Source organism: Nannocystis pusilla, from assembly GCF_026626665.1.
Lineage (GTDB): Bacteria > Myxococcota_A > Polyangia > Nannocystales > Nannocystaceae > Nannocystis > Nannocystis pusilla.
In genome coordinates, this window is sequence record NZ_JAPNKE010000002.1 from 5,758,155 (window position 1) to 5,783,568 (window position 25,414).

Below are 25,414 nucleotides of genomic sequence, written 5' to 3' on the forward strand. Positions count from 1 at the left end.
TCGCGCCCCTGCCTCCGCACTCGCGCAAGCCCTGCCTCCTCGCGCATCCAACCTCCGCGCTCGCCCCTGCCCCGGCAAACCTGCCGCCTCGCGCATCCCGCCCTGCGCTCGTCCCAACCTCCTCGCTCGCGCCCCTGCCTTCTCGCTCGCGCACCGCAGGCGTAACGTCGGGGCCCGTGATGGACACACTCGACGTCGCCCTCGCGCCTCCGCCCTCGCCCACCCTCGCGGACCGCCGCGTAAGCGTCCCCGCGGAGCCGGCGTTTCGCAGGCCGATGCCCGCCTCTCGCCCGGTGTCTCGCGCCCTCGGCCTCAGTCTCCTCCTGTGCGACCTCCTCGCCTGCGCTCCGACGATCCGGACCCCGCTCAAGCAGGCCCTCCCCTCCGTCACCGGCGACACCGCGGTCGCTGCCGGCCCATGCCTCGGTGAGCCCGCGCGCATCGATCTCGGCGGCCCGGTCGTCGGCGGCGCCCTGGCCGACCTCGACGGCAACGGCGTCAAGGACGTCGCGCTCGCGGTCGCGGGCCCCGGCGGCGGCGCGGCGGTGTTCCTCCTCCACGACGGCCAGGGCGGCCTCAAGCAGTCGATGCGCGTGCCGATCCCGCAGACCCCCACGGCGATCGCCGCGGACGACTTCAATAACGACGGCCTCGACGACCTGGCGATCGGGGCCGCCGATCCACCTGCGCTGCACGTGCTGCTGGCCCGCGGCCGCGGCGAGTTCATCGCCGGCGCGACGCCGCTGCGCACCGCCCCGGCGGCTCTGTGGGTGGCGAAGCTCGACGGCAACGACAGCGTCGACCTGCTCGCGCTCGACCAGGGCGGCAAGGCGGTCCGCGCCCTGCTCGGCGACGGTCACGGCGAGTTCCTCGAGGGCAAGCGCAACGGCCTGCCGACCGCGGCGCAGCCGGCCGCGCTGACCCTCGTCGACGCCGACCGCGATCAGATCCTCGACCTGGCTGTCCTCGGGGACAGCCGGCGCGAGGCCGCGATCACCCTGATCCGCGGCGACGGCCACGGCTCCTTTAAAAGACGATCCAGCGGCGGGTGGTCGGCAGCGGGGCGCGAGCGCTGCTCGGCGCGCCGCTGGCCGGCGACGAAGGCCACGACCTGCTCGCCCTGCTCGACTCCGCGGGCGCCGGCGCCGGCAGCCCGGTGGCGGCGGTGCTCATCAACAACGGCCCGCGCGACTACTCCGCCGTCGGTTACTTCGTCCCCGGCCCCCTCGCCGACGCCACCCTCGCCGACCTCGATCTCGACGGGGACCTCGACCTCGTCGGCGCCGCGGCCGACGGCAGCGCCGTCCACGTCGTCCCCGGCGACGGCCGCGGCGGCTTCGGCCAGGCCCAGTCCCGCCGCGCCGCAGGTCTCGGCGCCTCGGTCGTGGTGCTCGACGGCGCCCGCCCCACGGTCCTCAGCTTCGGCCCCGGCTCGCAGCAGCTGCACGCGTTCCCCGTCACCCGCTGCGGCGGCTGAAGCCGCGCCGCCTGCCCTCTCGAGCATGTCCGAAAAGACATGCTCGCGCGCGCCAGCAGCTGGCGCAGGACCACCCGCTCCCGGACGGCGGCGGCATCGTGATCACGCCGTGTCGCGATATCTGGAGGTGATCGGCTCGCGGGCGATCGAGGAGGTCGACTCCCAGCGCGCAGCGCGGTCCGCCATCACCTCCAGTGCGAGGAAGAGACCGCGCAGCCTGCACTCTCGGACATGTCCGAATCGACATGCTCTGAAGTATCGCGCCCGCGGCTGCTCCTCAAAAATGTCCCATCAGACATGATCATAAGGACATGCTTTTAAAGGCATATCCAAATGCGCTCCGTCGCCGTCGCTCGCTCGACGGCCTGCAGCGGCCCGGGAGGCGCGAGCGGGCGACCGGGGACCGCGCAGTCGACCTCGCGGCGACCGCTCATGCGGCGGTCTCCAGGCGCGGCGGTCGCGGACCTCGCGGCTGTTCGCGCGCGAGGCGGCCGCCGAGCCGCGCGCGACCTGTAGATCCCGCGGCGCAAAACCGATCGCGGCGAGCTCGTGCGACGCGCGACCTCGCGGCGACCGGCCCGGCGCACTGCGTCCAGCGCCCCGCACGCCGAGGTCCGCAAGCCTCTCGGCGCCCCTGCGACACGACGAGCCAGCCGCTCGGCCGGCGGCTGCGTCGTTGCGACGAGGTGGACGCGCACACCGGTGTCCACCTCGATCGCGGGGCGCTCGCTCCGTCGCGTGCTCGATCGATCGGTGGTCTCGCGCCTGCCGAGCAGCGCGAGCGCGGCGTCGTCGGTCGATCTCGACCGTCGCGAAGATCGCCGACGGCGCACCGTCGGCTTCGCGCATCGCTGTCGATCGGCGACGTGCACGGCGCGGGATCGATCCATTCGCTGCGCTGCGCGGGCGCGACGTCGACGAGGCTCGTGTTCGTGCCTTCGCGGTCGACCGCGCGCCCTGCAGCCGGGCTCGCTGTCGCATCGTCCGACGTCGTGGACCGCGAGGGCGAACCCGCGAACACAACAAACATCGAGAGCACAACAACGCGGACGACGAGTGCAGCAGCGAAGGAGTCATATCGCGCCGCCACCGCCCGCAGCACCGGTTTTCGCGCATAGTTGCGTGATCACCACCAGATTCTCCGCGGCGATACAGTTTCTGCGATGCGGTTCGGGCGGCTGGTGGCGAGCGTGGCGGGCGGCGGCGTGGCGATCCTCGGGGCGCTCGCTTGCGGCGACGATTCGTCGCCGGCGATCACGGCGCCGAACGAGAGCGCGACCGAGGTCATGGGCTCGACGTCGGCGCCCGCGCAGACCACTTCGACGTCCGGAGATCCAGCGCCGACCACCACGGACGCGCCCACCGGCGAGCCCGTCACGGACAGCACGAGCGGACAGATGACCACCGACGAGGTCAGCGGCACCACCGAGGCCACCGACGGCACCACCGACGCGAGCACCACCGGCACCACCGGCCCGCAATGTCCCGCCGGCGAGCTGGCGTGCGACGGCGACGTCGCGCTCACCTGCGATGAAGACGGCAACATCATCGAGACGACCCCGTGCCCCGAGGTGTGCGTGCCGACCCTCGGTTGCGTGCTGTGCGTGCCCGGCACCGACGTGTGCGACGGCCCGGTCTCGAAGCACTGCCGCGCCGACGGCCTCGGTTACGAGGAGAGCCTGTGCGATCCGCTGCAGGGCCTCGTGTGCGAGTCCGGCAGCGGCCGCTGCATCGGCGACTGTGCCAGCGACGCGCTGGACGCCAGCTACATCGGCTGCGACTATTACCCGACGGTCACGCCGAACATCGTGGCCGCCAGCTTCGACTTCGCGGTCGCGGTCTCCAACACCACCGGCGACCCGGCCCAGATCACGATCACCCGCGACGACGTGGTCGTCGACAGCTTCGAGGTCGGGCCCGGCGAGGTCGAGGTCGCCCCGCTGCCGTGGATCGGCCCGCTCAAGGAGCCCAAGGCGAGCACGATCGTCCAGGCCGGCGCCTATCGCCTGCGCTCCGACCGGCCGGTCTCCGTCTATCAGTACAGCCCGCTCGAGTACGACAAGCGCGAGCAGTTCTCTTACTCGAACGACGCCAGCCTGCTGCTGCCGACCAACGTGTGGGGCGCGACGACGCGGGTGATCGCCCGCAACACCTTCGGCGCGCTGCCCGGCGCCTACGTGGTCGTCGCCCGCCTCGACGGCACGGTCGTCGAGCTCGTGCCGTCGAAGACCGGCGCGCCGGTGCTGCCCGGCGGAGGCGTCGGCGCCGACGGCCACGGCAAGGCGCTGCTCAACGCCGGGGATGTCCTTTTGGTCATCTCGGGCGTGGCCGGCGGCACCCCGGACCAGGCCGACCTGACCGGCACGCTCGTCAGCGCCTCGGCGCCGGTGCAGGTGATCGGCGCCCACGCCTGCACCAACGTGCCCTTCGACAAGCAGGCCTGCGACCACCTCGAGGAGAGCAACCTGCCGCTGCAGAACCTCGCCAGCGGCTACTTCCTGACCACGCCCCTGATCAAGCCGCCGAAGATGCCCGCGGCCAAGAAGGCGCGCATCGTCCGGATCGTCGCCACCGCCGCGGCCACCAGCCTCACCTACGACCCGCCGCAACCTGGCGCTCCGACCATGCTCGAACAGCCAGGCGACTACGCCGAGTTCACCTCGTCGCAGGACTTCTGGATCGGCGCCAGCGCCCGCATCGCCGTCGCCGAGTACATGCTCGGCCAGAAGGCCGGCGGCGACACCGGCGACCCGGCGATGACGATCGCGGTGCCCCCCGAGCTGTTCCGCACCACCTACGCGATCCACGCCCCTACCAACTACGAGAGCAACTACGTCAACGTGATCGCCCCCACCGGCTCCACGGTGACCCTCGACGGCGCGCAGGTGCCCGTCCCCGGCTGGACCGCGATCGGCAAGACCGGCTGGTCGGTGGCCCGCCTCCCGCTCGACGACTCGGGCGACGGCGACCACCGCCTGACCGGCAGCCACGCCTTCGGCGTGCAGGTCTACGGCTACGGCCAGTACACCAGCTACTGGTACCCGGGCGGCCTCAACCTTGCGCCGCTGTGAGCGCGACCGCTGGGCAGCTCGAAAGGACATGCCCCTGGCGCCATGTCCAAACGAACATGCCGCCCGGGACATGTCCCGAACGGCATGTCACCACAGCACCCGCCTCAGCGCGCGGCGATCGCCCGCACCCCGCCGGCCAGCAGGTGCAGGCCGAGGCCGTGCTCCGGCAGCGTGCCGGCCTCGCGCTGGGCGATCCAGCGCGGGTGGTTCTCGGGGTACAGGTAGGCCTCGGGGTGCGGCATCAGGCCGAACACGCGGCCGCTGGGGTCGCACAGGCCGGCGATCCCGCCGGGCGAGCCGTCGGGGTTGTCCGGCCAGCGCTCGGTCGCCGCCCCGGTCTCGTCGGCGTAGCGCACCGGGACGAGCCGCCTGTCCTCGAGGACCTGTCGCAACGGACCTTGCTCGAAGACCAGCTTACCCTCGCCGTGGCGGCTCGGCAGCTCGATGGTCGGCGGCAGGTCGCGGGTGAACACGCACGGGCTGTCGCGGTCGACCGCCAAGCGGACCCACGCGTCCCAGTAGCCGAGGCGGTCGTTCATCACCAGCGAGACGCGCTGGGCCAGGCCGGGGTCGAGGCCGGGCAGAAGGCCCAGCTTGACGATCGTCTGGAAGCCGTTGCAGATGCCGAGCACCAGCCCGCCGTCGTCGACGTGCCGCAGCAGGCGCTCGCCCATGCTGAAGCGCAGGCGGTTGGCGAACACCCGGCCGCTGGCGATGTGGTCGCCGAAGCTGAAGCCGCCGATGAACACCACCAGCTGGTGGCCGGCCAGCGCGTCGCCGTCGGCGATCGCGTCGGCGACGTGGCGCGCGGTCACGCGGGCGCCGACCATCTGCAGCGCCGCGCAGGTCTCCGCCTCGCAGTTGAGGCCGTAGCCGGTCAGGACCAGCGCCCGCACCTCGGCGGCGCCCTCGATCGCCAGCGGGTTCATCGCGCCACCTCCTGCGTCTGCCCCGGAAGCGGCGCCGGCGGTCCGTGCAGCGCCGCCGGCCGGAACCGCTCGCGCAGCGCCGCCGCGGTCACGTCGACCAGCGCCCGCTCGCCGCGGCGCACGCGGAGCCAGCCGCCGCCGTCCGGGCCCGCCGCCGCGACCTGACCCAGCGCCTGCAGCCCGTGCGCGCCGAGGCGGGCCGTCAGCTCGGCCGCGGCCGCCGGCTTGCAGGTGAACACCACGCGCCCGGTGCTCTCGCTGAACAGGAACTCGGCTGGCGTCAAGGGCATGTCCTCCGGGACAGGTCGCAACAGAGCGTCGCCGAGCGCGACCTCGAGGCCGAGCTCGCCGGCCATCGCCATGTGGGCCAGCGCCACCGCCAGGCCGCCGCGGCCGGCGACGTGGGCCGAGCGCACGAGGCCTGCGTCGCGCGCGGACGCGAAGGCGGCGTAGCGGGCGGCCGCGGCCGCGAGGTCGGTGGTCGGCACGCCGGGCAGGGTGAGCCCGCGCTGGCGCGCCAGCTCGCTGCCGCCGAGGTGACGGCCGGTCGGGCCGAGCACGAACACCAGGTCGCCGGCGGCGATCGGCGCGAGGTCGAGGGCGCGGCGGACGTCGGGCATCTGGCCGATCACCGAGACCAGCAGGGTCGGCGGGATCGAGATCTTCACGCCGCCGAGGTGGGCGTCGTTCTTCATCGAGTCCTTGCCGCTGATGAGCGGCACGCCGAACGCCTCGCAGGCGGCCCGCAGGCCCTCGCAGCAACGCACCAGCTGGGCCAGCTTGTGCTCGCCGTCGGGCGTCTTCTCGCTCTGCACCGGGTCGGGCCAGCAGAAGTTGTCGAGCGCCGCGAGCCGATCGATCCGCGCCCCCGCGCACAGCGCCCGCCGCACCGCCTCGTCGACGCACGCGCGCGCCATCGCGTCGGTGTCGAGGTCGCCGTAGTGCGGGTGTACGCCCTCGGCCAGGACCACGCCCTCGGGCCGCAGGTGACGCGCGCGCATCACCGTCGCCGTCGACGGCACGTCCTGGCGGGCCCCGACCCACGGCTTGACCACCGACAGGCCCTTGACCTCGTGGTCGTAGCGGCGCGCCAGGTGCTCGTTCGAGGCCATGTTCGGCCGCGCCAGCATGTCCAAAAGGTCCTGTCCGATCGCACCTGGCGCATCGGCCAGGCGCTGCTCCCCGAGCGCCGCCGCCACCGCCTCGGCGGAGCTCGCGGGCCGGACCGGCGGGCTCCAGCGGGCGCGCAGCGGCACCCGCGGGGTGCCCTCGTGGAGGAACTCGAGCTCGAGGTCGACCACGGGCTTGCCGGCCCAGGTGGCGCGCAGGCGGCCGCTGCTGGTGAACTCGCCGAGCGGGGTGGCCTCGACCTCGCGCCGGCGGGCCAGCTCGAGCAGCGCCTCGAGCCTGTCCTTCGGGACAGCCAGGGTCATGCGCTCCTGGGCCTCGGAGATCAGGACCTCCCACGGCATCAGGCCCGGGTACTTGAGCGGGGCGAGGGCGAGGTCGATGTCGGCGCCGCCGGTGAACGTGGCCATCTCGCCGATCGACGACGACAGGCCGCCGGCGCCGTTGTCGGTCAGGCCGCTGTAGAGCCCGAGCTCGCGCGCCTCGGTGAGGAAGTCGGCGACCATCTTCTGCGTGATCGGGTCGCCGATCTGGACCGCCTGCACCGGCGACGACTCGTCGAGCTCGACGCTCGAGAACGTGGCGCCGTGGATGCCGTCCTTGCCGATCCGGCCGCCGAGCATGACGACGACGTCGCCGGCGCGCACGACCTTCTCCGCGGTCGGCCGCCCGGCCGAGGTGATCGGCATGACCGCCACGGTGCCGCAGTAGACCAGCGGCTTGCCGGCGTAGCGGGCGTCGAACAGCTCCCAGCCGCGGCTGTAGGGGATGCCGGACTGGTTGCCGCCGTCGATCACGCCGCGGTGGACGCCGTCGCGGATCTTCCGCGGGTGCATGAGGCCGGGCGGCACGGCCGGCGAAGTCGGGCTCGCCGAAGCAATAGCCCCACACGTTGGTGAGGAGGTCGGCGCCGAGGCCGGTGCCGAGGCTGTCACGATTGACGCCGACGATCCCGGTCATCGCCCCGCCGTAAGGGTCGAGCGCCGACGGCGAGTTGTGCGTCTCGACCTTGTAGACCAGGTGATCGGCGTCGCTGAAGCGGACCACCCCGGCGTTGTCGTGGAACACCGAGACGAGGAACGGCGCCGCGCCGTCGTCCGCCGCGCGCGCCGCCGCGACCGCCTCGGTGGCGCCGCGGATGTACGTGCGGAACAGGCCGCGATCGATCGTCCGCGTGCGCCCGTCCGGGTCGGTGTACTCGATCGGCGCGGCGAAGATCTTGTGCTTGCAGTGCTCGCTCCACGTCTGCGCCAGGCACTCGAGCTCGGCGTCGGTGGGATCGCGGCCCATCGCCGTGAAGTGGCGCTGGATGGCGCGCATCTCCGTGAGCGACAGCGCGAGCATCCCCTGCGTGCTGATCCGCATCAGCGTCGGATCGTCGGCCGCGCGCAGCGCCACGCTGGCGACCACCGCGTCGTGGGCCCCGCCGGCCCGCGGTACGCTGAACGCGTGCGGCCGCGGCGAGCGCTCGAGCGTGGCCCGCTCGATCAGCGGGTTGTGCAGCTCGCGCCGCTCGCTCGGCCTCGGCGGCCTCCAGGCCCCAAATCGCGTACGTCGTCGCCGTGTAGACCTGTCCGCGCAGCGGACGGCCGAGGCAGTCCCGGGCGGCTCGCTTGACGCTGGTGCCGACGCTGTCGGTGACGCCGGGTCGAAAGCCGATCGTGAGCAGCCACGGCTCGCCGGCGGCGCCCGCGGGCGCGCCGAAGTCGTCGGCCAGGGCGCCGACGGCACCGACCTCGGCGACCGGATCGGTGAGCGCCGCGAGCACGCGTTCGGCCTCGGCCGGACCGATGTCGAGATCGAGGACGTAGACCTTGCGCGTCCGCAGGCCGCTGGGGAAAAGGCCCGCGAGCTGCGCACCGGTCGCCGTCGCCAGCGCGTCGCTCAGGTCCGGCCGCACGGCGATCTCGAGCCGGTACGTGCAGAGCTCGGGGACCGTCTCACGTGGATGCTCCGTAGGTCGCAAAGCCACGGGGCCTTGCTTGGCGCAGGACCACTCCGCTGTCAATCGCGCGTTCGGCTGGCTAAAGCGGAGTTTCCGCAAGGTCGAGCCTTGACAACCGCGATCCCGTCATGCAAGAGTTCTCATAAGGCTGACGCTTGGAGTGTCTGGTCTGGCGACACCGTCGCCGTGACGAGTCGCTCGCTCGTTGTGATCGTGTGGCGTCGGCATGGCCCTTTATGGGCTTCGCATACCGCCCCGAGGTTCATCTGTGAACAATCTGCCCCCCGGCCCTTCCGGCCTTGTGGAAGAGCGGCACGAGCCGCTCCGTGACGCGTGGGCCGAGTCCCTGCGCGAGGTATTCGTCGATGTCATCAAGCAGCTCCCGAGCACCGTCACGCTCGGCGAGCTGGTCGAGGTGACGCGGCAGAACCCGGCCCTCGCCCCGGTGCTCGACCACTTCACCGTCCAGGAGCTCATCGACCTGGTCAAGGACCGCCCGCGTTCGGCCGACCCGCTCGGCGCGGCTGCTGCCGCCGCTGCCGCCGCTGCCGCCGCCAAGGCAGCCAGCGAGCCGCAATACGACGAGGACGGCAACCCGCTGCTCGACATCGACGCCGGCACGGCCGTCATCCGCCGCCGCGCCGACGTGCCCGACGGCGATCTCCGCCTGCTCCGCGCCCTCGTGCGCCAGAAGACCGGCCGCCGCGAGCCCGAGCTCGTGCAGGCCACCGGCCTCGCCTCCGACCAGGTGCGCCTGATCCTCCGCAACCTCCGGACCCGCGGCTACATCCACATCGAGGGCACCGGGGTCAAGCGTCGCGTCAAGATCACGCGCCACGGCGCCGGCTACCTGCGCAAGCTCGACCCCACCGCCGTGATCGCCTGAGCCGGCGCCTGGCCCGCGGAGCATGTCCTCCGCGCCAGGTGCTCCCATGTGTCTCACGGCACGCACCGCTCGGAAAAACACTGGCGCTTTCGCGGCGCGTCCCAATCGGACACCGCGACCGCTCGGCACGGCCGGCGCCGGTCGCGACGAAGCCCCGCCGCGTCGCCGCGAGCGGGGCTCCTGGTCACGCCCGCACAGGGCGGCGGCGCGGGCTCAGCCCGGCAGCTCGAGGGTCTCGCGGAGGATGCCGGCGAGGCAGTTGATCGCGTCGGAGAAGTCGTCGTCGCAGATCGACTCGATGCAGCAGCGGACCTTGTCGTCTTCGTTGAGCGACTGGCACACGTCGATGACGCGGGTGTTGGGGATCGCCTGACCGGTCGCCTGGTCGGTGCAGCCGGGCCCGATGCCGAAGTCGTACTCCTTCTGCGCCGGGCTGTCGGTGTCGCCGGGCAGGATGTCGCCCTGGTTCCACACGCGGTAGACGAGGTCGAACACGCCGCCGGCGGTCGGCTCGAACGGCGGGTCCGGGTTGTGCGCGGTCACCTTCGGCACGCCGAGGATGCCGAGCATGATGACGTCCTTCTTCTGCTGCTCGACCAGGTTGGTCTTGAGGTAGCCGATGTAGCGCGACAGCGGCTGCAGCACGCCCTTGTCCTCGGACATGCAGCTCTCGTAGACGCCGTCGGCGTTGGCGTCGACGCACGACACGCCGGCGTTGAAGCACACCGCGCTGGTCGGCTCGTCCTTGACGCCCGGCTGGCCCGGCGCGTCCTCCCAGTACTGGTTGAACATCGGGTCGCTGGCGAGCTGCGGGTCGAAGTACTTGTAGTCCTTGACCGAGCACTCGGCCTCGTCGGTCATGACGATGATCGCCAGCACCGCGCCGTCGCGGAGGAACGGCTTGGCGCCCTGGTTCCACGGCTTGTTCGGGTCGAGCGCCTGCAGCATCGTCTCGAGCGGCGCCTCCATGCCGCAGCCGTCGATGCCCTGCGGGCCGATGCACGACAGCGCCTGCGCGACCGGGTCGCCGCCGTTCGGGTCCGCGTTGAGGATGTTGTTCTGGTCGAGCTGGAAGTTGATGAACGGGTCCGAGGGGACCACCGAGCCCTTGCAGCCGTTGGTGCAGGCCTGCTCGATCTTCGCCGGGTTGGCGCCGAGGCCGGTGAAGCGCGGCAGGCGATCGATGCACGCGGTGTTGATCGGCGCGCCCTTGGCCGGGTCGTAGTCGGGCTTCTCGAACGGCGAACACAGCGGGTGACCGAAGTCGGTCGTGGTCACCATGATGTTGATGTTCGCGTTCACCGGCATGTCATTTTCGTCCCTGACATTGCGCAGCTTGTCGATCAGGTACGGGAAGTTGGCCGCGAGGTTGGTCTGCTCCTCGCCCATCGTCCCCGAGTTGTCGATCACGAACAGCACGTCGAGCAGGTTGCACGCCATGTCGGTCCCGCAGCCGCCCGCCGACGAGTCGTCCGGCGGCAGGTCGAACTTCATGCCCGTCGTCGTCGGCGGCGTCACCGTCGTCATCCCCTCGGTCTCGTCGCCGCTGGTCAACGTGAGGCCGCTGGCGATGCCCGTCGGGTTCGTCGAGACGTTGTTGTCGGTGTCACCCTTGCTGTCGTCGCCGCAACCGGAGAGCGCGAGCCCGAGCGCGGAGAGGACGGTGAGGCGCTGTAAGTGTGAACGCTGAATGGTCATGTGAGCTCCCTGGCGGGCCGTGCCGCGCGAGCAGTCCTTCGTGCCACCATCGCACATGCACGCAGCGCAGCGCCACGGAAATTCGTGGCGGCCTTGCGTGAGGCATTCCGTCCCCACGCCCGCGAACATGGGCGAGAGAACTCACGGCTATGCGTAGCGCTACGGCGCAATGACGCCACGGGCGGCGGCGACGCCGGCCACCTCGGCGCGACCCATTCACACGGATCCGAGCGCGCGTCCGTCCGCGCGTACGCGCGTGCTCAGAAGGTCGCCTGCAGCTGCAAGCGCACCTGGTCCATCGGCCCGGTGATCGCCGAGCTGTAAAGGCGCAGATAGTCGAGCTGCAGCTTGAGGAAGTGGCGGGCGAAGAACACGTTCATCACGCCGCCCACCTCGGTCTGATCGGGCAAGCTCGTACCGTAACGCCCCGCCATCCCGCGCGAGCCGCCGTAGCGCACGCCCAGCTCGAGCGGCGTGTACGGGATCAGGTAGCCCGCCTGCGCGAAGTAACCGATGCCGTTGCGCGCGGCGACGGGGGTGATCGGCTGACCCATGAGATCGACCGCGTTGCCGGGGATCCGCCAACCATTGCGGTAGAAGAACGCGCTGTCGAGCGAGAAGCCGGCGATCCGGAAGCTGAGATCGGCGGTCGCGTTGTGCGTGCTGGTGAAGCCGCCGTCGGCCGGAATGGCGCCGGCGAAGCCGTGGGTGTCGTGCGGGTCGCGATCGATGAAGCCGTAGGCGGCGCCGATGAGCATGCGCGGCTTCATGCTGCGGTCGAGGTCGGACTCCTCGAGGTCGTCGTACTGGCCGAACGGCAGCACCTCGAAGCGACCGAGGTACATCAGGCCGAAGTTGCTCGGGCCGTACTTGGCGATGCCGTCGCCGAGGTAGACGCCGAGGTAGTAGCGCAGCTTGCCGAGCCCGGCGATGTCCTTCGAGCGCAGGTCGAGGCCGATGTCGCGATCGAACGTGAACTCGTTGTTGGCCAGCGACCGATCGACGAACTGCAGGCTCGTGATCTTGTTCATGCGCTGGTGGTTGTAGGGGACCTTGTACTGGCCGACGACGAGGGTGAAGTCGCGGAAGCGGTCGAGGGTGAAGAACCAGTCGAGGATCGGCGAGCGATGCGGGACGCCGTCCTTGAACCCGAGCTCGACCGGCGCGAACGTCAGGGTGATGCGGTACTTGATGTTCTTGGTGAACACGTTGCCGCTCATCCACATGCGCGCGCGCCGGAACTGCAGCGTGAAGTCGGTGTGGTCGGCGGCGCCGGGGCTCTGGTCGGTGCCGGGCTGGCCGGGCACGTGCAGCACGCTCGCTTGCAGCTGCATGAAGGCGTTGAAGGCGAGCGAGAAGCGGCCGCTGGCGCTGGCGACCTCGACGCCGACGCCGGGCCGCCACTTGGTGCGGCCGTCCTGCGAGATCGGGTCCTCGGCCAGCCGCGCGGCCTCCCACCGCGGCGCCCACTTCGACGGCTTGGGCGCAGCAGGAGCAGGCGCAGGCGCGGTCGCCTTGTCCGCGGGGGGCGGCGTGGCAGGCGTCACAGGGGCGGCAGCCGGCGCTGTCGCGGTCGGCGTGCTCGCGGCCGGCGCCGGCGTGTTCGCGGCGCCGCTCGCCTCGGCAGCCGGAGACGGGGTCGCCGCCGGCGCCCCGACGTCGGAGCCGCTCGCGGGGGGCGGGACGTCCGGCGCCGGCGTCGGCTCCCACGGGCCGGGGGACGCGAGGGCGACGAGCCCGCAGAGAAGCGTGACCTGCATGCCGGGTTTGTGCGGGCACAAGCCCCGGCGTGTCCAGTGAAGGAAGGTTCAGAGATCCACGTTGCGCCGAGCGATGCACGCCCGGTGAACGCGGGTTCGCAGGGGCTCAGAGCACGACGTTGACCAGCTTGCCCGGGACGTAGACGACCCGCCGCGGGGTCTTGCCCTCGAGGTAGCGGGCCAGCTCGGACGAGCTCATGACCAGCTTGACGACGTCGGCTTCGCTGATGCCGACGGCCACCTGCAGCTCCGCCCGTCGCTTGCCGCCGATCTGGACGACCAGCGGGAACGTGTCCTCGGTCAGCCAGGCGTCGTCGGCGGCCGGCCACGGCTCGTACGCCAGCGAGCGGACGTGCCCGAGCGAGCGCCAGATCTCCTCGGCCAGGTGGGGCGCGAACGGGGACAGCAGCAGCACGAACTGCTCGAGCGAGTCGCGGGGCAGCGGCTCGTCGGCCTGGGCGATGTCGCGCACGTAGACCATCATCGCCGAGATCGCGGTGTTGAAGGCCAGCCGGTCGATGCGCTCGCTGACCGCGGCGATCGTCTTGTGCAAGAGCCGGCGCTGACGATCCGTGCCCTCGCCGGGCGCCATCTCACCTGACTCGAAGGCCAGGCGATGCACGCGCTGGAGGAAGCGGAAGCAGCCGGCCACGCCGTCGGTCTGCCACGGCGCGCTGTGCTCGAGCGGGCCCATGAACATCTCGTACAGGCGCATGGTGTCGGCGCCGTACTGCTGGACCACGTCGTCGGGGTTGACGACGTTGCCGCGCGACTTGGACATCTTGTCCCACTGCACGCGGACCGGCTCGCCGGTGCCCTTGACGCGCCAGCCGTCGGCGCCGGCGACCTGCTCGACGAACTTAGGCAGGAAAGTCAGCGGCTTGCCGTGCTCGTCCTTGCGGGCGTCGAGCGGGTGGTAGGTCGCGCCGAGCACCATGCCCTGGTTGACCAGCTTCTGGAACGGCTCGCGCGTGCCGACGTGGCCGAGGTCGAACAGGACCTTGTGCCAGAAGCGCGAGTACAGCAGGTGCAGCACCGCGTGCTCGGCCCCGCCGATGTACAGGTCGACCGGCAGCCAGTAGTCGGCGGCGCGCTTGCTGAACGGCGCGGCGTCGTTCGTCGGGTCCATGAAGCGCAGGTAGTACCAGCAGCTGCCGGCCCACTGCGGCATCGTGTTGACCTCGCGCAGGCCGCGGCCGGCCGCGCCCTCGTAGCGGCGCCACGCCTCCGCCTTGGCCAGCGGCGGCTCGCCCGACTCGCTCGGCTGGTAGTCGTCGATCGTCGGCAACGTCACCGGCAGCTCCGCGTCCGGCACCGGGAACACCACCCCGTCCTCGCCGTGGACCAGCGGGAACGGCTCGCCCCAGTAGCGCTGGCGCGAGAACAGCCAGTCGCGCAGCTTGTAGGTCACGCGCCTGGTCCCGAGGCCATGTTCTTCGAGCCAGGCGATCATCTTGCGCTTGGCCTCCGGCGTCGTCAGGCCGTCGAGCGGCCCGGAGTTGACCGCCACGCCGTCGCCGACGTGCGCCGCCTCGGCGATCGGCTTGTCGGCCCCGGACACGACCTCGACGATCGGCAGGCCGAACGCGGTGGCGAACGCGTGGTCGCGCTCGTCGTGGCCGGGCACCGCCATGATCGCGCCGGTGCCGTAGCCCATCAGCACGTAGTCGCTGATCCAGATCGGGATCCGCTGCTGGTTGACCGGGTTGACCGCGAAGGCGCCGGTGAACTCGCCGGTCTTGTTGCCCTCGGCCGCCTCGGCCTGGCGGTCGCGCTCGCTGCGGGTGGCCGCGCGGGCGACGTAAGCGTCGACCGCGTCGCGCCGCTCGGGCGCGGTGATCGCCGCGACCAGCGGGTGCTCGGGCGCCAGCACCATGTACGTCGCGCCGAACAGGGTGTCCGGGCGGGTGGTGAAGACCGTCAGCTTGCCCTCGAAACCTGCCCCTTCGGCCAGCTGGAAGTCGACCTCGGCGCCCTCGGAGCGGCCGATCCAGTTGCGCTGCATCTCGAGCACGCTGGTCGGCCAGTCGAGACCGTCGAGGTCGGCGATCAGGCGCTCGGCGTAGGCGGTGATGCGCATCATCCACTGGCGCATCGCCCGGCGGACCACCGTGTAGCCCTGCTCGACGTGCTCGGCGACCTCCTCGTTGGCGAGCACGATCCGCAGCTCCGGGCACCAGTTGACCGGCGCGTCGTGCAGATAGGCCAGGCGGCGCGCGTCGCGGTAGGCGCGGACCGCCGCGTCACCGGCCGCGGTCACCTCGGGCGGGATCGGCAGCTCCGCGATCGGCCGCGCCCGGCCCGCCTCGGCGTCGTACCAGGAGTCGTAGATCTGCAGGAAGATCCACTGCGTCCACTTGAAGTAGCGCGGATCGGTGGTGTCGATCTCGCGCTCCCAGTCGTACGAGAAGCCGAGCGTCTTGAGCTGGCGCTTGAAGTTGACGATGCACTCGGCCGTGCGCTTGGCCGGGTGGACGCCCTCCTTCATCGCGTAGCGCTCGGCCGGCAGCCCGAACGCGTCCCAGCCCATCGGGTGGAGCACGTTGTAGCCGCGCATCCGCTTGTAGCGGGCGACGATGTCGGTCGCGGTGTAGCCCTCGGGGTGGCCGACGTGGAGGCCGTCGCCCGAGGGGTACGGGAACATGTCGAGGACGTAGTACTTGGGCCGCTCGGGGTCGACCTCCGCGGCGAAGGTGCGGTGCTCGTCCCAGTACCGCTGCCAGCGGGCTTCGATCGCGCGAAATTCGTAGGTCATGGCGCGCCGCAACGCTAAGCCGAGCGCGCGCGATTGCCAAGAGAAACCCGCGGGCCCCGTCGCTCAGGTCGCTCGCCAGGGCCGCGGCGGCCCCGAGCCCGCGGCGGCCCTGGGCCTGCGGCGCCCTGCGCTGCCGGGGCGGCGTCCGCTCGGCGCTCAGGGCGGCGGGCAGGGCCCGGAGCGGCCGTTCACGGCGATCGTCGTCCCGGCCTCGACCTGGGCCTTCGTCACCAGCGTGACCTCCTCCGTGCCCGGGCCGAAGCACTTGCCGACGTAGCCCGAGTCGGTGAGCGCGCGGGCCTCGACCTGCCAGCGCCCGGCGGACTTCACGACCACCCGCATCTCGGCGGCGTTCTGGCTCGCGGGACAGGTGGCGGCGTCGCCGACCACCTCCTCGTAGGGGTCGACCTTGATCGTGCACGGGGCCGGCTTCGGCTGCTCGCAGCCGATCTTGGTCGCGCGGAACGACACCGCGGTCGCGCCGCTGGTGCCGCACAGGTCGATCACGTCGACCTGGCCGACCAGCTCGACCTCGCCGGGCGTCGCCCCGGGCGTGCCCGTCGTCGAGCTGCCGCCGTCGGTGGTCGCCTCGCCGGCGTCGCCGCACGCGACCGCCAGCACCAAAGCACATGTCCCAAGGAACCTGCCCCGAAGTCTCATCGCCCCTCGCCTCCGTGCGCGCCTCAGCCCGCCTTGCCCTTGCCCTTGCCGGTGTTGCCCTTCGGCTTGCCCTGCGGCTCGACGTGCTTGTCGCCGCGCGCGCCCTTGCCGGTGGTCGCCGCGGCCCCGCCCTCGACCGCCGACTTGCTGGCCTTGAGGACATCCTGCCACTGCTTCTTGCGCGCCGCCGGCAGCCCGCCGAGGCGCGTCGCCACCTCGCCCTCGACCGCGGGCCACGTCTTGCCGGTGGCCAGCACCGCCGCGAACGCGCCCTTGATCGCCTCGCCGTACAGCGCCGGCAGGTCGACCTTGGCCACCGCGCCGGCCTCGCTCAGCAGCTTGCCGCTGCCGACGAACTTGTTCTTGCAGGCCGCCTCGACCTGGGCGCGCGCCGCGGTGGCCGCCGCGACCTCGGCGTCGACCTCGGCGAGGCCGGTGCCCGCGTCGCTCGCGGCGGCCGCCAGCGGCAGGCCCGACCACAGCTCGCGCAGCTGGCCCGCCAGCGCCTGCATGTGCTTCTGGCTGGCCCGCAGGTCGTCGCCGAGGGCCGCGTTGGCGTCCGCCTGCGCCTGCGTCTTGCCGGCCGTCATCTGCGCGCACAGGGCCACCTGCGCGACCGTGAAGCGGCGCAGGTCGAGCGCGATCTGCCGGCCCACCGCCGCGACCTCCGCCTGTCCTTCGGGACTGGTCGCCGCCCGCCCGAGCGCCTTGAGCGGCTCGGCCCCGCGGTCCGGCTGGCGCTGGCTGACCGCGAGGTCGGCCGCGACCGCGCTCGCCGAGTAGCCGGCCCCGCCGGCCGCGAGGATCTCGGCGAGCCGCGCCGGCCCGGCGCTGTAGCCCCCGGCCGCCCCGTCGACCGTCAGCGCCGGCCCCTTGTACTTGCCGGTCTTGGCCTGCAGCGCCTGCTCGGCCGCCTTCGGCGCCTTCGTCAGCGCGAACGTCACCCGCGTCGGGTCGACGAAGCTCGTCTTCAGGCTCTTGCCCGCCAGGGTGAACTTCGTCTTGTCGGTCAGCTCGCGCCCGCGGATCTCGCCCTCCACGCCCTTGCCCTCGGGACCTGTCCAATAGGACATGGCCTCCACGACAGGCGTCCTTATCACCGCGACCGGCTTCTTGCCGGCGAACTCGCGGCCCTGCGACACCGCCACCAGCGGCTGATCGGTCGGCGCGCTGTCGGGCAGCGTCAGGGTCACCTTCGACTTGCTCGCCGGCGCCTCGGGCTGGAGCGTCACCTGTCCCAAGCGCCAGGTAGAGACCGCCTCGAGGTTCTTGCCGCTGACCTTCAGCGTCCCCGGCGCGCCGACCTCCTTCGGCACCGTCGTCAGGAGCGGCGTCGGGTACACCGTGAACGCCACCGCCGAGCCCTTCTTGCGCGCCTCGGCCTTGAGGTCGCCCGACTTGGCGCCCTTGGCGATCGTCACGATCGCCCTGTCGTCGCCCTGCTCGGACGCCTTGAGCGGCTTGCTGCCGAGCTTGAACTTGGCCGCCCCGAGGTGCTTGCCGGTGAGCGTCACGCTGTCGCCCTCGAACGCCGCCGCCGGGCTCGCCGCGGTCAGCACCGGGGCGTAGAAGATCTCGTAGTCCTGCTTCAGCGCCGCCTCGCCGCCGACGCTCTTCACCGTCAGCGGACCTGTGGTCCCCGCCGGCGCGGTGAAGCGGAGCGACGTCGCGCCGAGCTCGTCGACCTTCACCGGCGCACCCGCGAGCGTCAGCGTCGTCACGCGGTCGAGGTTCTTGCCCTTGAGCGTGACGACCTCGCCCGGCGCCGCGAACTTCGGCGACGCCGACGTCAGCGCCGGCGCCTTGACGAAGCCGGTGATCGCCAGCTCGGCGACCTTCTTCTTCGCGCGCTTGAGGATCAGCTTCTTCGCGCTCTTGGTCTTGCTCGGCACCGTCGCGGTGATCGAGCCCGGCGCGATCGTCACGCCCTCGAGCGCGATCGCGTCGAACAGCACCACGTCGCCCTCGGCGAAGTTCGAGCCGGTGATCGTGATCGTCGCGCCGGCCCCGAACTCGGCCGGCGTGACGGCCTGCAGCGTCGGCGCTGCGGGGGCCTCTGCGGCCGGCGGCTCGGCCTGCACCGGCGCGGCGCCGCCGAGCCAGAGGGCGACGCCGAACGCCGCGCCGATCACGTTCGCTCCAGAACCCGACCACGTCGTGACGCGCACCGGCGAAGATTCGCCCCGCGAGCCGGCGATCGTCAAGGTATCCTCGCCGCGCCGTATGACGCGTCGACTCTCGCTGTGTACCGCCTCGCTCGTGTCTCTCGCGATGATCCCGCTGGCAAGCGCCGCCGAGCCCACCGGCAAGGGCAGCGGCGGTCCCAAGCTGCTCGGCAAGCCGCTCGCGCGCGTCGTCGCCGCGGATCACCCGGCCGCGCGGCCCCGGCCGCTCTCGCTCGCGCAGGCGGGCAAGGCCGCTGCGCCGGCGCCGTTCGTGCGGACCGCCCTCGTCGACCTCGCCGCGCGCTCGAGTGAACCGGCGCGGGTCCGCCTCGACCCCGCGCACGGCACCTTGCGGCGGTGGGACGGCCGCGTCGCCAACCCGCACGGCGTCGGCGAGCGAGCGGCCCGGGCCATGCTCGCCGAGCACCGCGACATCCTCGGCCTCGCCGGCGCGCCCGGGGCCGTCGAGCTCGTGCAGTCGCAGGTGATCCAGGGCGACGCCGGCGACCTCGCGCTGCACCACGACGTCCGCTTCCGCGGCCTCCCGGTGTGGGGCGCCGAGGTCAAGGCGCACTTCGACGCCAGCGGCGCCCTCACCTCGATCGCCGCGCAGAACCTCGGGCGCCTCGATCCGCCGCTCGTCGTCAAGTTCGGGGCCGACGCCGCCCGCGCCCGCGCCCGCCGGCACAACGGCCCCGACGCCGCCTCTCGCCGCGCGGTCGATCGCGGCCCCGCCGAGCTCGGCGTCTGGCCGCAGAGCCACGACCGCGGCGGCGTCCTCGCCTGGCGCCTGATCCAGACCGTCGACCTCGCCGACGGCGGCTATCAGCACTTCGAGACCTACGTCGACGCCGAGCACGGTCACGTGCTCGCGCGCCGTCCATTGGTCGCCACCGAGACGGTCACCCCGACCACCGGCACCGCCACCGATCACTTCGGCAAGCAGGTCACCCTGCGGCTGACGCACTACCCGGACAAGGCCGAGTACGGCCTCTACGACCGCAGCAAGGGCCTCGCCGCCGCCACCTTGCAGACCCTCGACGCCGGCAACAGCGACCTGCCGGGCAACGCCGCGCTGGCCACCAGCAAGACCAAGACCGCGTGGACGGCCGCCGAGGCGACCGCGCACGCCCACATGCAGAAGGTCATCGACTACTTCCAGGCCACCCACGCCCGCAACTCGTGGGACGGCAAGGGCGCCGCGGTCGAGCAGCTCATCCACTACGGCAACGCCTACAACAACGCCTTCTGGGACCCCTCCAACAAGCTGATGGCGATCGGCGACGGCGACAAGTGGTACTTCAAGGAGTTCACGCGCTCGCTCGACGTCTCGGCCCACGAGTACAGCCACGCGGTCATCACCGGCACCGCCAACCTCGTCTATCAGAACCAGCCCGGCGCGCTGAACGAGAGCTTCGCCGACGTCATGGCGATGATGATCGACCGCGACGACTGGACCCTCGGCGAGGACGTCGTCGGTCCCGGCTTCGGCGCCCTGTTCGCGCGCAGCTTCGTCGACCCGCCGCTCGGCGGTCAGCCCAAGCACATGAACCAGCTCTACAAGGGCTACGACGACAACGGCGGCGTCCACATCAACAGCGGGATCCCCAACCACGCCGCCTACCTCCTCGCCACCGCCCGCAGCAAGGAGCTCGTCGAGAAGGTCTGGTACCGCACCCTCTACAAGGGCCACATCGGCAGCCAGGCCAGCTTCGTCGACATGGCCCAAGGGACAGTCGCCGCCTGCAAGGAGCTCATCGCCCTCGGCCAGGCCACCGCCGGCGACTGCACCGCCACCGCCGAGGCGTGGGTCGGCGTCGGCGTGCTCGCGGCCAGCGACGTGCCGATGGACGGCTGCCCCGACGACGCCTCCGAAAAAGACGGCCTGTGCTACTGCGATCCCGGCTTCGTGCCCAGCGGCGACGGCACCGCCTGCGTCGCGCTCGGCGGCGTCGAGTGCCCCGCCAACGCGATCGAGGCCAACGGCCTGTGTCTGTGCCAGGACGGCTTCAAGCCCAACGCCGACGGCAGCCAGTGCGTCGCCGAAGAGAACGGCTGCCCGCTCGACTCCGGCTGGAACGCCGCCAAGAAGCAGTGCGTGTGCGACCCCGGCTTCGAGGGTGCGCCGAACGCTCCCGACGGCAAGTGCGAGCCGGTCGACAGCGACTGCCCCGACAACGCCCACCCCGAGTGGGCCGACCCGCAGAACCAGGCCGACTACACCTGCGCCTGCAACGAGAACTTCGAGGACGACGGCAACGGCAACTGCGTCGTGATCGCCGGCACCTGCGGCAACGAGTCGTTCTTCGGCCGCTGCGACGGCGACACTCTGGTCTACTGCCAGGTCGGCGTGCCCGACGACGAGATCGTCAGCGTCGACTGCGGCGGCGACGGCCTCGAGTGCGGCAAGTTCGACTCGATCGTCGGCTACGACTGCCTGAACCCGAACGGCAAGGGTGCGGCCGCCACCTGCGACGCCGACGGCTACCAGGAGTGCGGCGCGAACAACCCGTTCTGCGTGTCCGAGCAGGACGCCCCGACCGGCTTCTGCTCGCACGAGTGCAAGGCCGGCGGCGACTGCGAGAGCGCCTACGACTGCTGCGCCAGCGTGTCCGACGGCACGCGCGCCTGCCTCGTCGACCCTTACTGCGCCGAGAACGTCGACACCAAGGCGACCTGCAAGGACGTCCCCGGCGGCAGCACCTACCACGGCAAGTGCGTCGGCGACGTCCTGGTCTACTGCGACGGCTCGACCGGCGTCACGCAGGAGGTCTACTGCGTCAAGCAGGGCAAGGAGTGCGGCTTCGTCGACGCGAAGGTCGGCTACAGCTGCGTCGACCCCGACTCCGGCGCGCTGCCGGAGGCGCCGGCCGACTGGTGCCCCTACGAGCACGACGGCAGCTGCGACGTCCCCGACCTGTGCCCCGAGGGCTCGGACGGCGCCGACTGCAACCCGTGCGGCGACGTGGGCGAGGCCGGCGTCTGCGACGGCGACCTCCTCAAGTTCTGCGACCCGGACGACGGCCTCGTCACCACCGACTGCGCGGCCACGCCGATGACTTCGAGCTGCGGCGCGAGCGACGACGGCGGCCTCGCCTGCGTCCCCGGCCCCGGCCCCGACGACCCGACCACCGGCGGCCAGTCGAGCGGCGGCGAGGGCACGGACGGCACCAGCGGCGAGCCCGGCCCCGACACCGCCACCGCCGGCGAAGTCGGCACGATCACCTGCACCTGCCGCAGCGACGCCCCCGTCGACTGGCGCCAGCTGCTGCTGGCCGCCCCGCTGCTGCTCCTGCGCCGCCGCCGCAAGCATGTCTGACAGAACATGTCCCCAGGGACATAAACCATTGAACAATATCGGCCAGGCCGCCTTGCAGCCTGGCCGATGAGACATGCTCGCAGAGCCATCCTCTTCGGACTGAAGCCTCCACGGCTCGGGCCGATATGCAGCGAAGCAGCCCCGTCGTCTGCGCCGGGTCGACATACGCCGTTCGACCTCCGACTCCGGCGCTCAAACATGACCTTGACGACATGCCCCTTCAGACACGCCATCCACGAGTCGTCGTCCCCGCCGCCGACCTCGACGGGCGAAGTCGACGCCCCGCCCGTATGGCTACGAAGCCCGAATTCCGTCAGCGCTCGGAGACATGCACGGCCGCAGCCGCGCCCCCGCCCTCGCCTGGACATCGCCTCGTCGTCCTGTTCTCCTGAGAGCTGACTCGCCGTAGTTGGAGACTCGCCGATGCGACCTGCCCGTACGCTCAAGGCTTCGCCGCTGTTCAACCTCTGCCCCGCCGTGCTCGCGGCCGGCCTGACCGTCTTCGGCGCCGCCGCCCGCCGCCGCGGCCTGCGTCGACGAGGCCACCTGCGCCGTGAAAAAGCCGCTCCTCCTGTTCGTCCTCGACTACTCGACCTCGATGAACAGCCCGTTCAGCGGCAACCAGACCCGCTGGGAGGCCGCCGTCGACGCGCTCGTCGACACCCTCGAGGCCGACGAGGACCTGCTCGCGGACCAGCTGCAGATCGGCGTGCTGCGCTTCGGCCACGACCCCGACCCGGGCGCTCCCGGCACCGCGATCGCAGGCGACGCCTCCGGCCTCCTCGACGGCCAGCACCTCGACCTCGGCGTTTACGATCCGCTCGCGCCCGACAAGGCCTACCTGCAGTGCAACGGCGACGCGGTGAAGGACGCGCTCCTCGCCGTGCAGTCGCCCCTCGGCGGCCAGCTGGACGGCATCGAGTCGTGGACCGGCGGCGCGCTCGCGCGGGCGCAGGCCTACCTGCAGCAGACCGCCGCCGACCACCCGCTCGACCTCGACACCCGCGACGCGGCGATCGTGCTCGTCACCGACGGCCCCTGGACCGATCCGTCCGGCACCACGCCGCTGGCCCCCGCCACCGCCGACCCCGCCCTCGTCGCCGCCGACATTTTTAATAATATGTCCGTTCGGACATACGTGCTCGCGCTCGGCGAGGCGGCCGACGAGCCCTGGGCCGACGCGATCGGCGTCGCCGGCGGCACCGGTCCCGCGCGCCTCGGCCTCTACCCGACGGGCCTGCGGAACGCGCTCGGGGCGGTCGTCGACGACTTCTCGACCGACGTGCGGCTGCCGCGGTGCAGCCCGGCGATGGCGCGGGCGATGGTCCTGCTCGACGCCTCCTCGTCGATGCTCAACATCAACGGCGGCACCCAGGCCGGACCGATGGGCGCGACTGGCTGGGACCAGGTGCGCGACGCTCTGAGCGGCTTCTCCATGCCGCTCTTCGAGCGACCCGCCCTCGCCAGCACGCGCGAGCACTTCACCCTGTTCGGCCTGGCAGTGTTCGGCCACCACGAGCCCGCCCCCGGCGAGCAGAAGCTGCTCGTCGACTACGGCCTGTGTCACCGGCCTCAATTCGACTGGGCCCTCGATCCCGAGACCTCGTGCGAGCCGCCCGGTTGCACCGATCCATGGGGCGGCCCGCCGCTCACCTGGACCTTCAAGACAGGCGACCAGGCCGACCCGCCGTTCGCCGAGTCGGTCGTCAGTCACATGCCGCGCTGCGACCTGTTCCCCAACAACCCCCAGGCATGTACCGGCTCCGGCACGCATCTGCACCTCGGCCTGCAGCTCGTGCACGACCACTTCACCGCCTACAAGGCCGCCTGCCTGGCCGACGACGCGGCCATGCCGTGCGCCGACGCGACGCCGTTCATCAACGTCGTCATCGTCGACGGCGCCTACAACTCGAGCGACGCCGCGGTCCAGGCCCCGCTCGCGGCGATGCACGCCGCCGGCGTCACCACCCGCGTGATCGGCTTCGGCGACATCGTCGGCACCCCGCAACCCAGGCCCAGCTCGCGGCCATGGCGAGCTGGGGCTCGGGCGGGCTCCTCCCGCACCTCAACGCCAAGAACCAGACGCAGCTCGAGCTCGCGCTCGCGGCGATCGCCGACCCCCTGCCCGCCGACCCGTGCTGCGACACCCGCGTGTGCGTCGCCCAGAGCCGCTGCGGCGACGGCATCGTCGACCCCGACGAGCAGTGTGACGACGGCAACGGCGGCGAGGGCGACGGCTGCAAGCCCAACTGCTTCCTCGAGCCGCCGGACGAGACCACCGGCGACGAGACCACCACCACCGGCGAAGACACCTCGACCACGAGCGACACGACGACCGACGCGACCTCGACCTCGACCACCGACGCGACCTCGACCTCGACCACCGACGCGCTCACCTCGACCTCGACCACCACCCTCGACCCGACCACGACGACTTCGACGACGTCGACCTCGACCACCCTCGTCCCGACGAGCGACGGCCCCTCCACCACGCAGGGCCCCGGCGAAACGTCGGGCACGAGCACCGGCAGCAGCACCTCCACCACCGATCCCGCCGGCACCGGCGGCTCCGATCCGCCCGAAGGTTGCAGCTGCACGAGCGACGGCCCCCGCACTCTCAACCCCGCGCTGCTGCTCGCGCTCGCCGCCCTACTTCGCCGTCGCCGCCGAATCTGACACCTCGCGCCACGCATCGAGGTTCCCGAGCATACGAGCCAAGCGCTCCGCGACCGACTGCGATGGCAGTGGTTCGACCCGGCGCGACCCATCCCCGGGCGCACGCGGCTGGAGACGCGGATCGGCAAGAACGGCAGACGCCTCCGCAACCGCCGACTACGCCGACTACGAAGCGAGCGCGGCCGTCAGCGAGCAGCTCGCGGAGAGCATGCAGCTCGCCCAGTCGCTCCTTGTCGACCTCGCCCAGCTCGAGGGAATGTCGCGCTCCCGGTGACTCAACCTCGTCGGAATCTGGCTACGAGCGCGCCATGAACTCGCCGATCTCGCCGCGCAGCCACGCGGTGAAGTCCGGGTGCTCGTGGGCCTCCGTCGACACTCGCCCGCCGCCCTCGCGCTTGCGGGCGAACAGCGGCTCCTCGGGGTGATGGCAGCACACCGGGTACTCGGGGCCGGGCGCGCTGGTGTCGAAGCACCAGTGCCCGCCGCCGCCGGCGTCGGCGAACGCGACCAGATGGTCGGTCGTGATCGCGTGCTCGCTGCCGTCGTCGTCGACCCACCGCACCTCCGGGCCGACGCGCACGTGCTCGCGCGTGTGCGCGGCCGCCTCGCGCGGCGTGTACACGCACAGGTCCACCACCTCGCCGGCCGCGTCGAGCACCCGCAGCGAGCCGAACGCCGCCATGAACGCGCGCCAGCTCGGCGGCGGCACGAACTCGACCGCCGGCCGCAGCGCCGCCGCCAGCTCGTCGAGCGCGGCCGCCGGCGCCGCGCCGTAGACGGCCCCGAGGTCGCGCTCGGCCGCCGCGGCGATCAGCCCGTACACGAGCGCGTCGAGGTCGTCGTCGCCGCCCTTCCCCTTGGAACCTGTCTTTCGCGCCATGTCCTTGACGCCCTTTCCCTTCGGACCTGTCCTGCCCGCCATGTTCTGTCGGATCTTCGGCGGAG

Annotated in this window: 15 protein-coding genes and 1 pseudogene; 6 read left to right on the forward strand and 10 right to left on the reverse strand. The window is 71.9% G+C overall.

Annotated features, from left to right (window positions below):
* Positions 1 to 293 precede the first annotated feature (293 nt).
* The 3 genes from OV079_RS25530 to OV079_RS25540 all read left to right on the forward strand — a co-directional run bounded on the left by OV079_RS25530 (position 294) and on the right by OV079_RS25540 (position 4,548).
* Positions 294 to 1,778, forward strand: a complete 1,485-nt coding sequence (locus tag OV079_RS25530; RefSeq protein ID WP_267771488.1) for an FG-GAP repeat domain-containing protein — start codon at positions 294 to 296, stop codon at positions 1,776 to 1,778.
* A 385-nt stretch (positions 1,779 to 2,163) separates the two neighbouring features.
* A complete protein-coding gene (locus OV079_RS25535) occupies positions 2,164 to 2,595 on the forward strand; it encodes a hypothetical protein (RefSeq protein ID WP_267771490.1) in 432 nt (143 codons plus the stop codon).
* A 45-nt stretch (positions 2,596 to 2,640) separates the two neighbouring features.
* Positions 2,641 to 4,548, forward strand: a complete 1,908-nt coding sequence (locus tag OV079_RS25540) for an IgGFc-binding protein (protein WP_267771491.1) — start codon at positions 2,641 to 2,643, stop codon at positions 4,546 to 4,548.
* A gap of 104 nt (positions 4,549 to 4,652) precedes the next feature.
* Here the strand turns inward: OV079_RS25540 and OV079_RS25545 are convergent, their stop codons facing one another.
* The 3 genes and pseudogenes from OV079_RS25545 to OV079_RS58550 form a co-directional block, all read right to left on the reverse strand.
* Positions 4,653 to 5,477, reverse strand: a complete 825-nt coding sequence (locus OV079_RS25545) for a phosphoribosylformylglycinamidine synthase subunit PurQ (RefSeq protein ID WP_267771492.1) — start codon at positions 5,475 to 5,477, stop codon at positions 4,653 to 4,655.
* Positions 5,474 to 7,456 (reverse strand): AIR synthase-related protein, encoded by a 1,983-nt coding sequence (locus tag OV079_RS25550; protein ID WP_267771493.1) that lies wholly within the window; start codon positions 7,454 to 7,456, stop codon positions 5,474 to 5,476. Before OV079_RS25550 ends, OV079_RS25545 begins: the two co-directional genes overlap by 4 nt.
* Before the next feature lie 22 nt (positions 7,457 to 7,478).
* Positions 7,479 to 7,970, reverse strand: a pseudogene (locus tag OV079_RS58550) (AIR synthase related protein); the annotation flags it as partial.
* 881 nt (positions 7,971 to 8,851) lie between these two features.
* Between OV079_RS58550 and OV079_RS25555 the strand changes: the two are divergent.
* A complete protein-coding gene (locus OV079_RS25555) occupies positions 8,852 to 9,436 on the forward strand; it encodes a hypothetical protein (protein ID WP_267771495.1) in 585 nt (194 codons plus the stop codon).
* A gap of 213 nt (positions 9,437 to 9,649) precedes the next feature.
* Here the strand turns inward: OV079_RS25555 and OV079_RS25560 are convergent, their stop codons facing one another.
* The 5 genes from OV079_RS25560 to OV079_RS25580 form a co-directional block, all read right to left on the reverse strand.
* A complete protein-coding gene (locus OV079_RS25560) occupies positions 9,650 to 11,134 on the reverse strand; it encodes a hypothetical protein (RefSeq protein WP_267771497.1) in 1,485 nt (494 codons plus the stop codon).
* Between the two features lie 260 nt (positions 11,135 to 11,394).
* Positions 11,395 to 12,894 carry a porin gene (locus OV079_RS25565; protein WP_267771499.1) on the reverse strand — a complete coding sequence of 500 codons (1,500 nt, stop codon included), beginning with the start codon at positions 12,892 to 12,894 and terminating at the stop codon, positions 11,395 to 11,397.
* A gap of 106 nt (positions 12,895 to 13,000) precedes the next feature.
* A complete protein-coding gene (leuS, locus tag OV079_RS25570) occupies positions 13,001 to 15,649 on the reverse strand; it encodes a leucine--tRNA ligase (protein ID WP_267771501.1) in 2,649 nt (882 codons plus the stop codon).
* Between the two features lie 156 nt (positions 15,650 to 15,805).
* A complete protein-coding gene (locus OV079_RS25575; protein ID WP_267771502.1) occupies positions 15,806 to 16,270 on the reverse strand; it encodes a hypothetical protein in 465 nt (154 codons plus the stop codon).
* Between the two features lie 62 nt (positions 16,271 to 16,332).
* Entirely contained in the window at positions 16,333 to 18,513 is a 2,181-nt protein-coding gene (locus OV079_RS25580; protein WP_267771503.1) for an IPT/TIG domain-containing protein, read from the reverse strand.
* A 55-nt stretch (positions 18,514 to 18,568) separates the two neighbouring features.
* Here OV079_RS25580 and OV079_RS25585 point away from each other — a divergent pair, with 55 nt between their 5' ends.
* Positions 18,569 to 21,793 (forward strand): M4 family metallopeptidase, encoded by a 3,225-nt coding sequence (locus OV079_RS25585; RefSeq protein ID WP_267771504.1) that lies wholly within the window; start codon positions 18,569 to 18,571, stop codon positions 21,791 to 21,793.
* A gap of 460 nt (positions 21,794 to 22,253) precedes the next feature.
* On the opposite strand, the gene OV079_RS58555 is transcribed toward OV079_RS25585, so the two are convergent.
* A complete protein-coding gene (locus OV079_RS58555; RefSeq protein WP_420829422.1) occupies positions 22,254 to 23,801 on the reverse strand; it encodes a hypothetical protein in 1,548 nt (515 codons plus the stop codon).
* A 20-nt stretch (positions 23,802 to 23,821) separates the two neighbouring features.
* Between OV079_RS58555 and OV079_RS58560 the strand changes: the two genes are divergently transcribed.
* Entirely contained in the window at positions 23,822 to 24,469 is a 648-nt protein-coding gene (locus OV079_RS58560; RefSeq protein ID WP_420829423.1) for an MYXO-CTERM sorting domain-containing protein, read from the forward strand.
* A gap of 295 nt (positions 24,470 to 24,764) precedes the next feature.
* Here OV079_RS58560 and OV079_RS25595 read toward each other — a convergent pair whose 3' ends face one another.
* Positions 24,765 to 25,391, reverse strand: coding sequence for an SMI1/KNR4 family protein (locus OV079_RS25595; protein WP_267771507.1), 627 nt, complete (start codon positions 25,389 to 25,391; stop codon positions 24,765 to 24,767).
* Between the last annotated feature and the right edge of the window lie 23 nt (positions 25,392 to 25,414).

Bases quoted from the DNA above. Each gene is read 5' to 3' on its own strand.
- OV079_RS25595 (WP_267771507.1), bottom strand. From the start codon at position 25,391: ATGGCGGGCAGGACAGGTCCGAAGGGAAAGGGCGTCAAGGACATGGCG.
- OV079_RS25565 (WP_267771499.1), bottom strand. From the start codon at position 12,894: ATGCAGGTCACGCTTCTCTGCGGGCTCGTCGCCCTCGCGTCCCCCGGC.
- OV079_RS25545 (WP_267771492.1), bottom strand. From the start codon at position 5,477: ATGAACCCGCTGGCGATCGAGGGCGCCGCCGAGGTGCGGGCGCTGGTC.
- leuS (WP_267771501.1), bottom strand. From the start codon at position 15,649: ATGACCTACGAATTTCGCGCGATCGAAGCCCGCTGGCAGCGGTACTGG.
- OV079_RS25540 (WP_267771491.1), top strand. From the start codon at position 2,641: ATGCGGTTCGGGCGGCTGGTGGCGAGCGTGGCGGGCGGCGGCGTGGCG.
- OV079_RS58560 (WP_420829423.1), top strand. From the start codon at position 23,822: ATGGCGAGCTGGGGCTCGGGCGGGCTCCTCCCGCACCTCAACGCCAAG.
- OV079_RS25560 (WP_267771497.1), bottom strand. From the start codon at position 11,134: ATGACCATTCAGCGTTCACACTTACAGCGCCTCACCGTCCTCTCCGCG.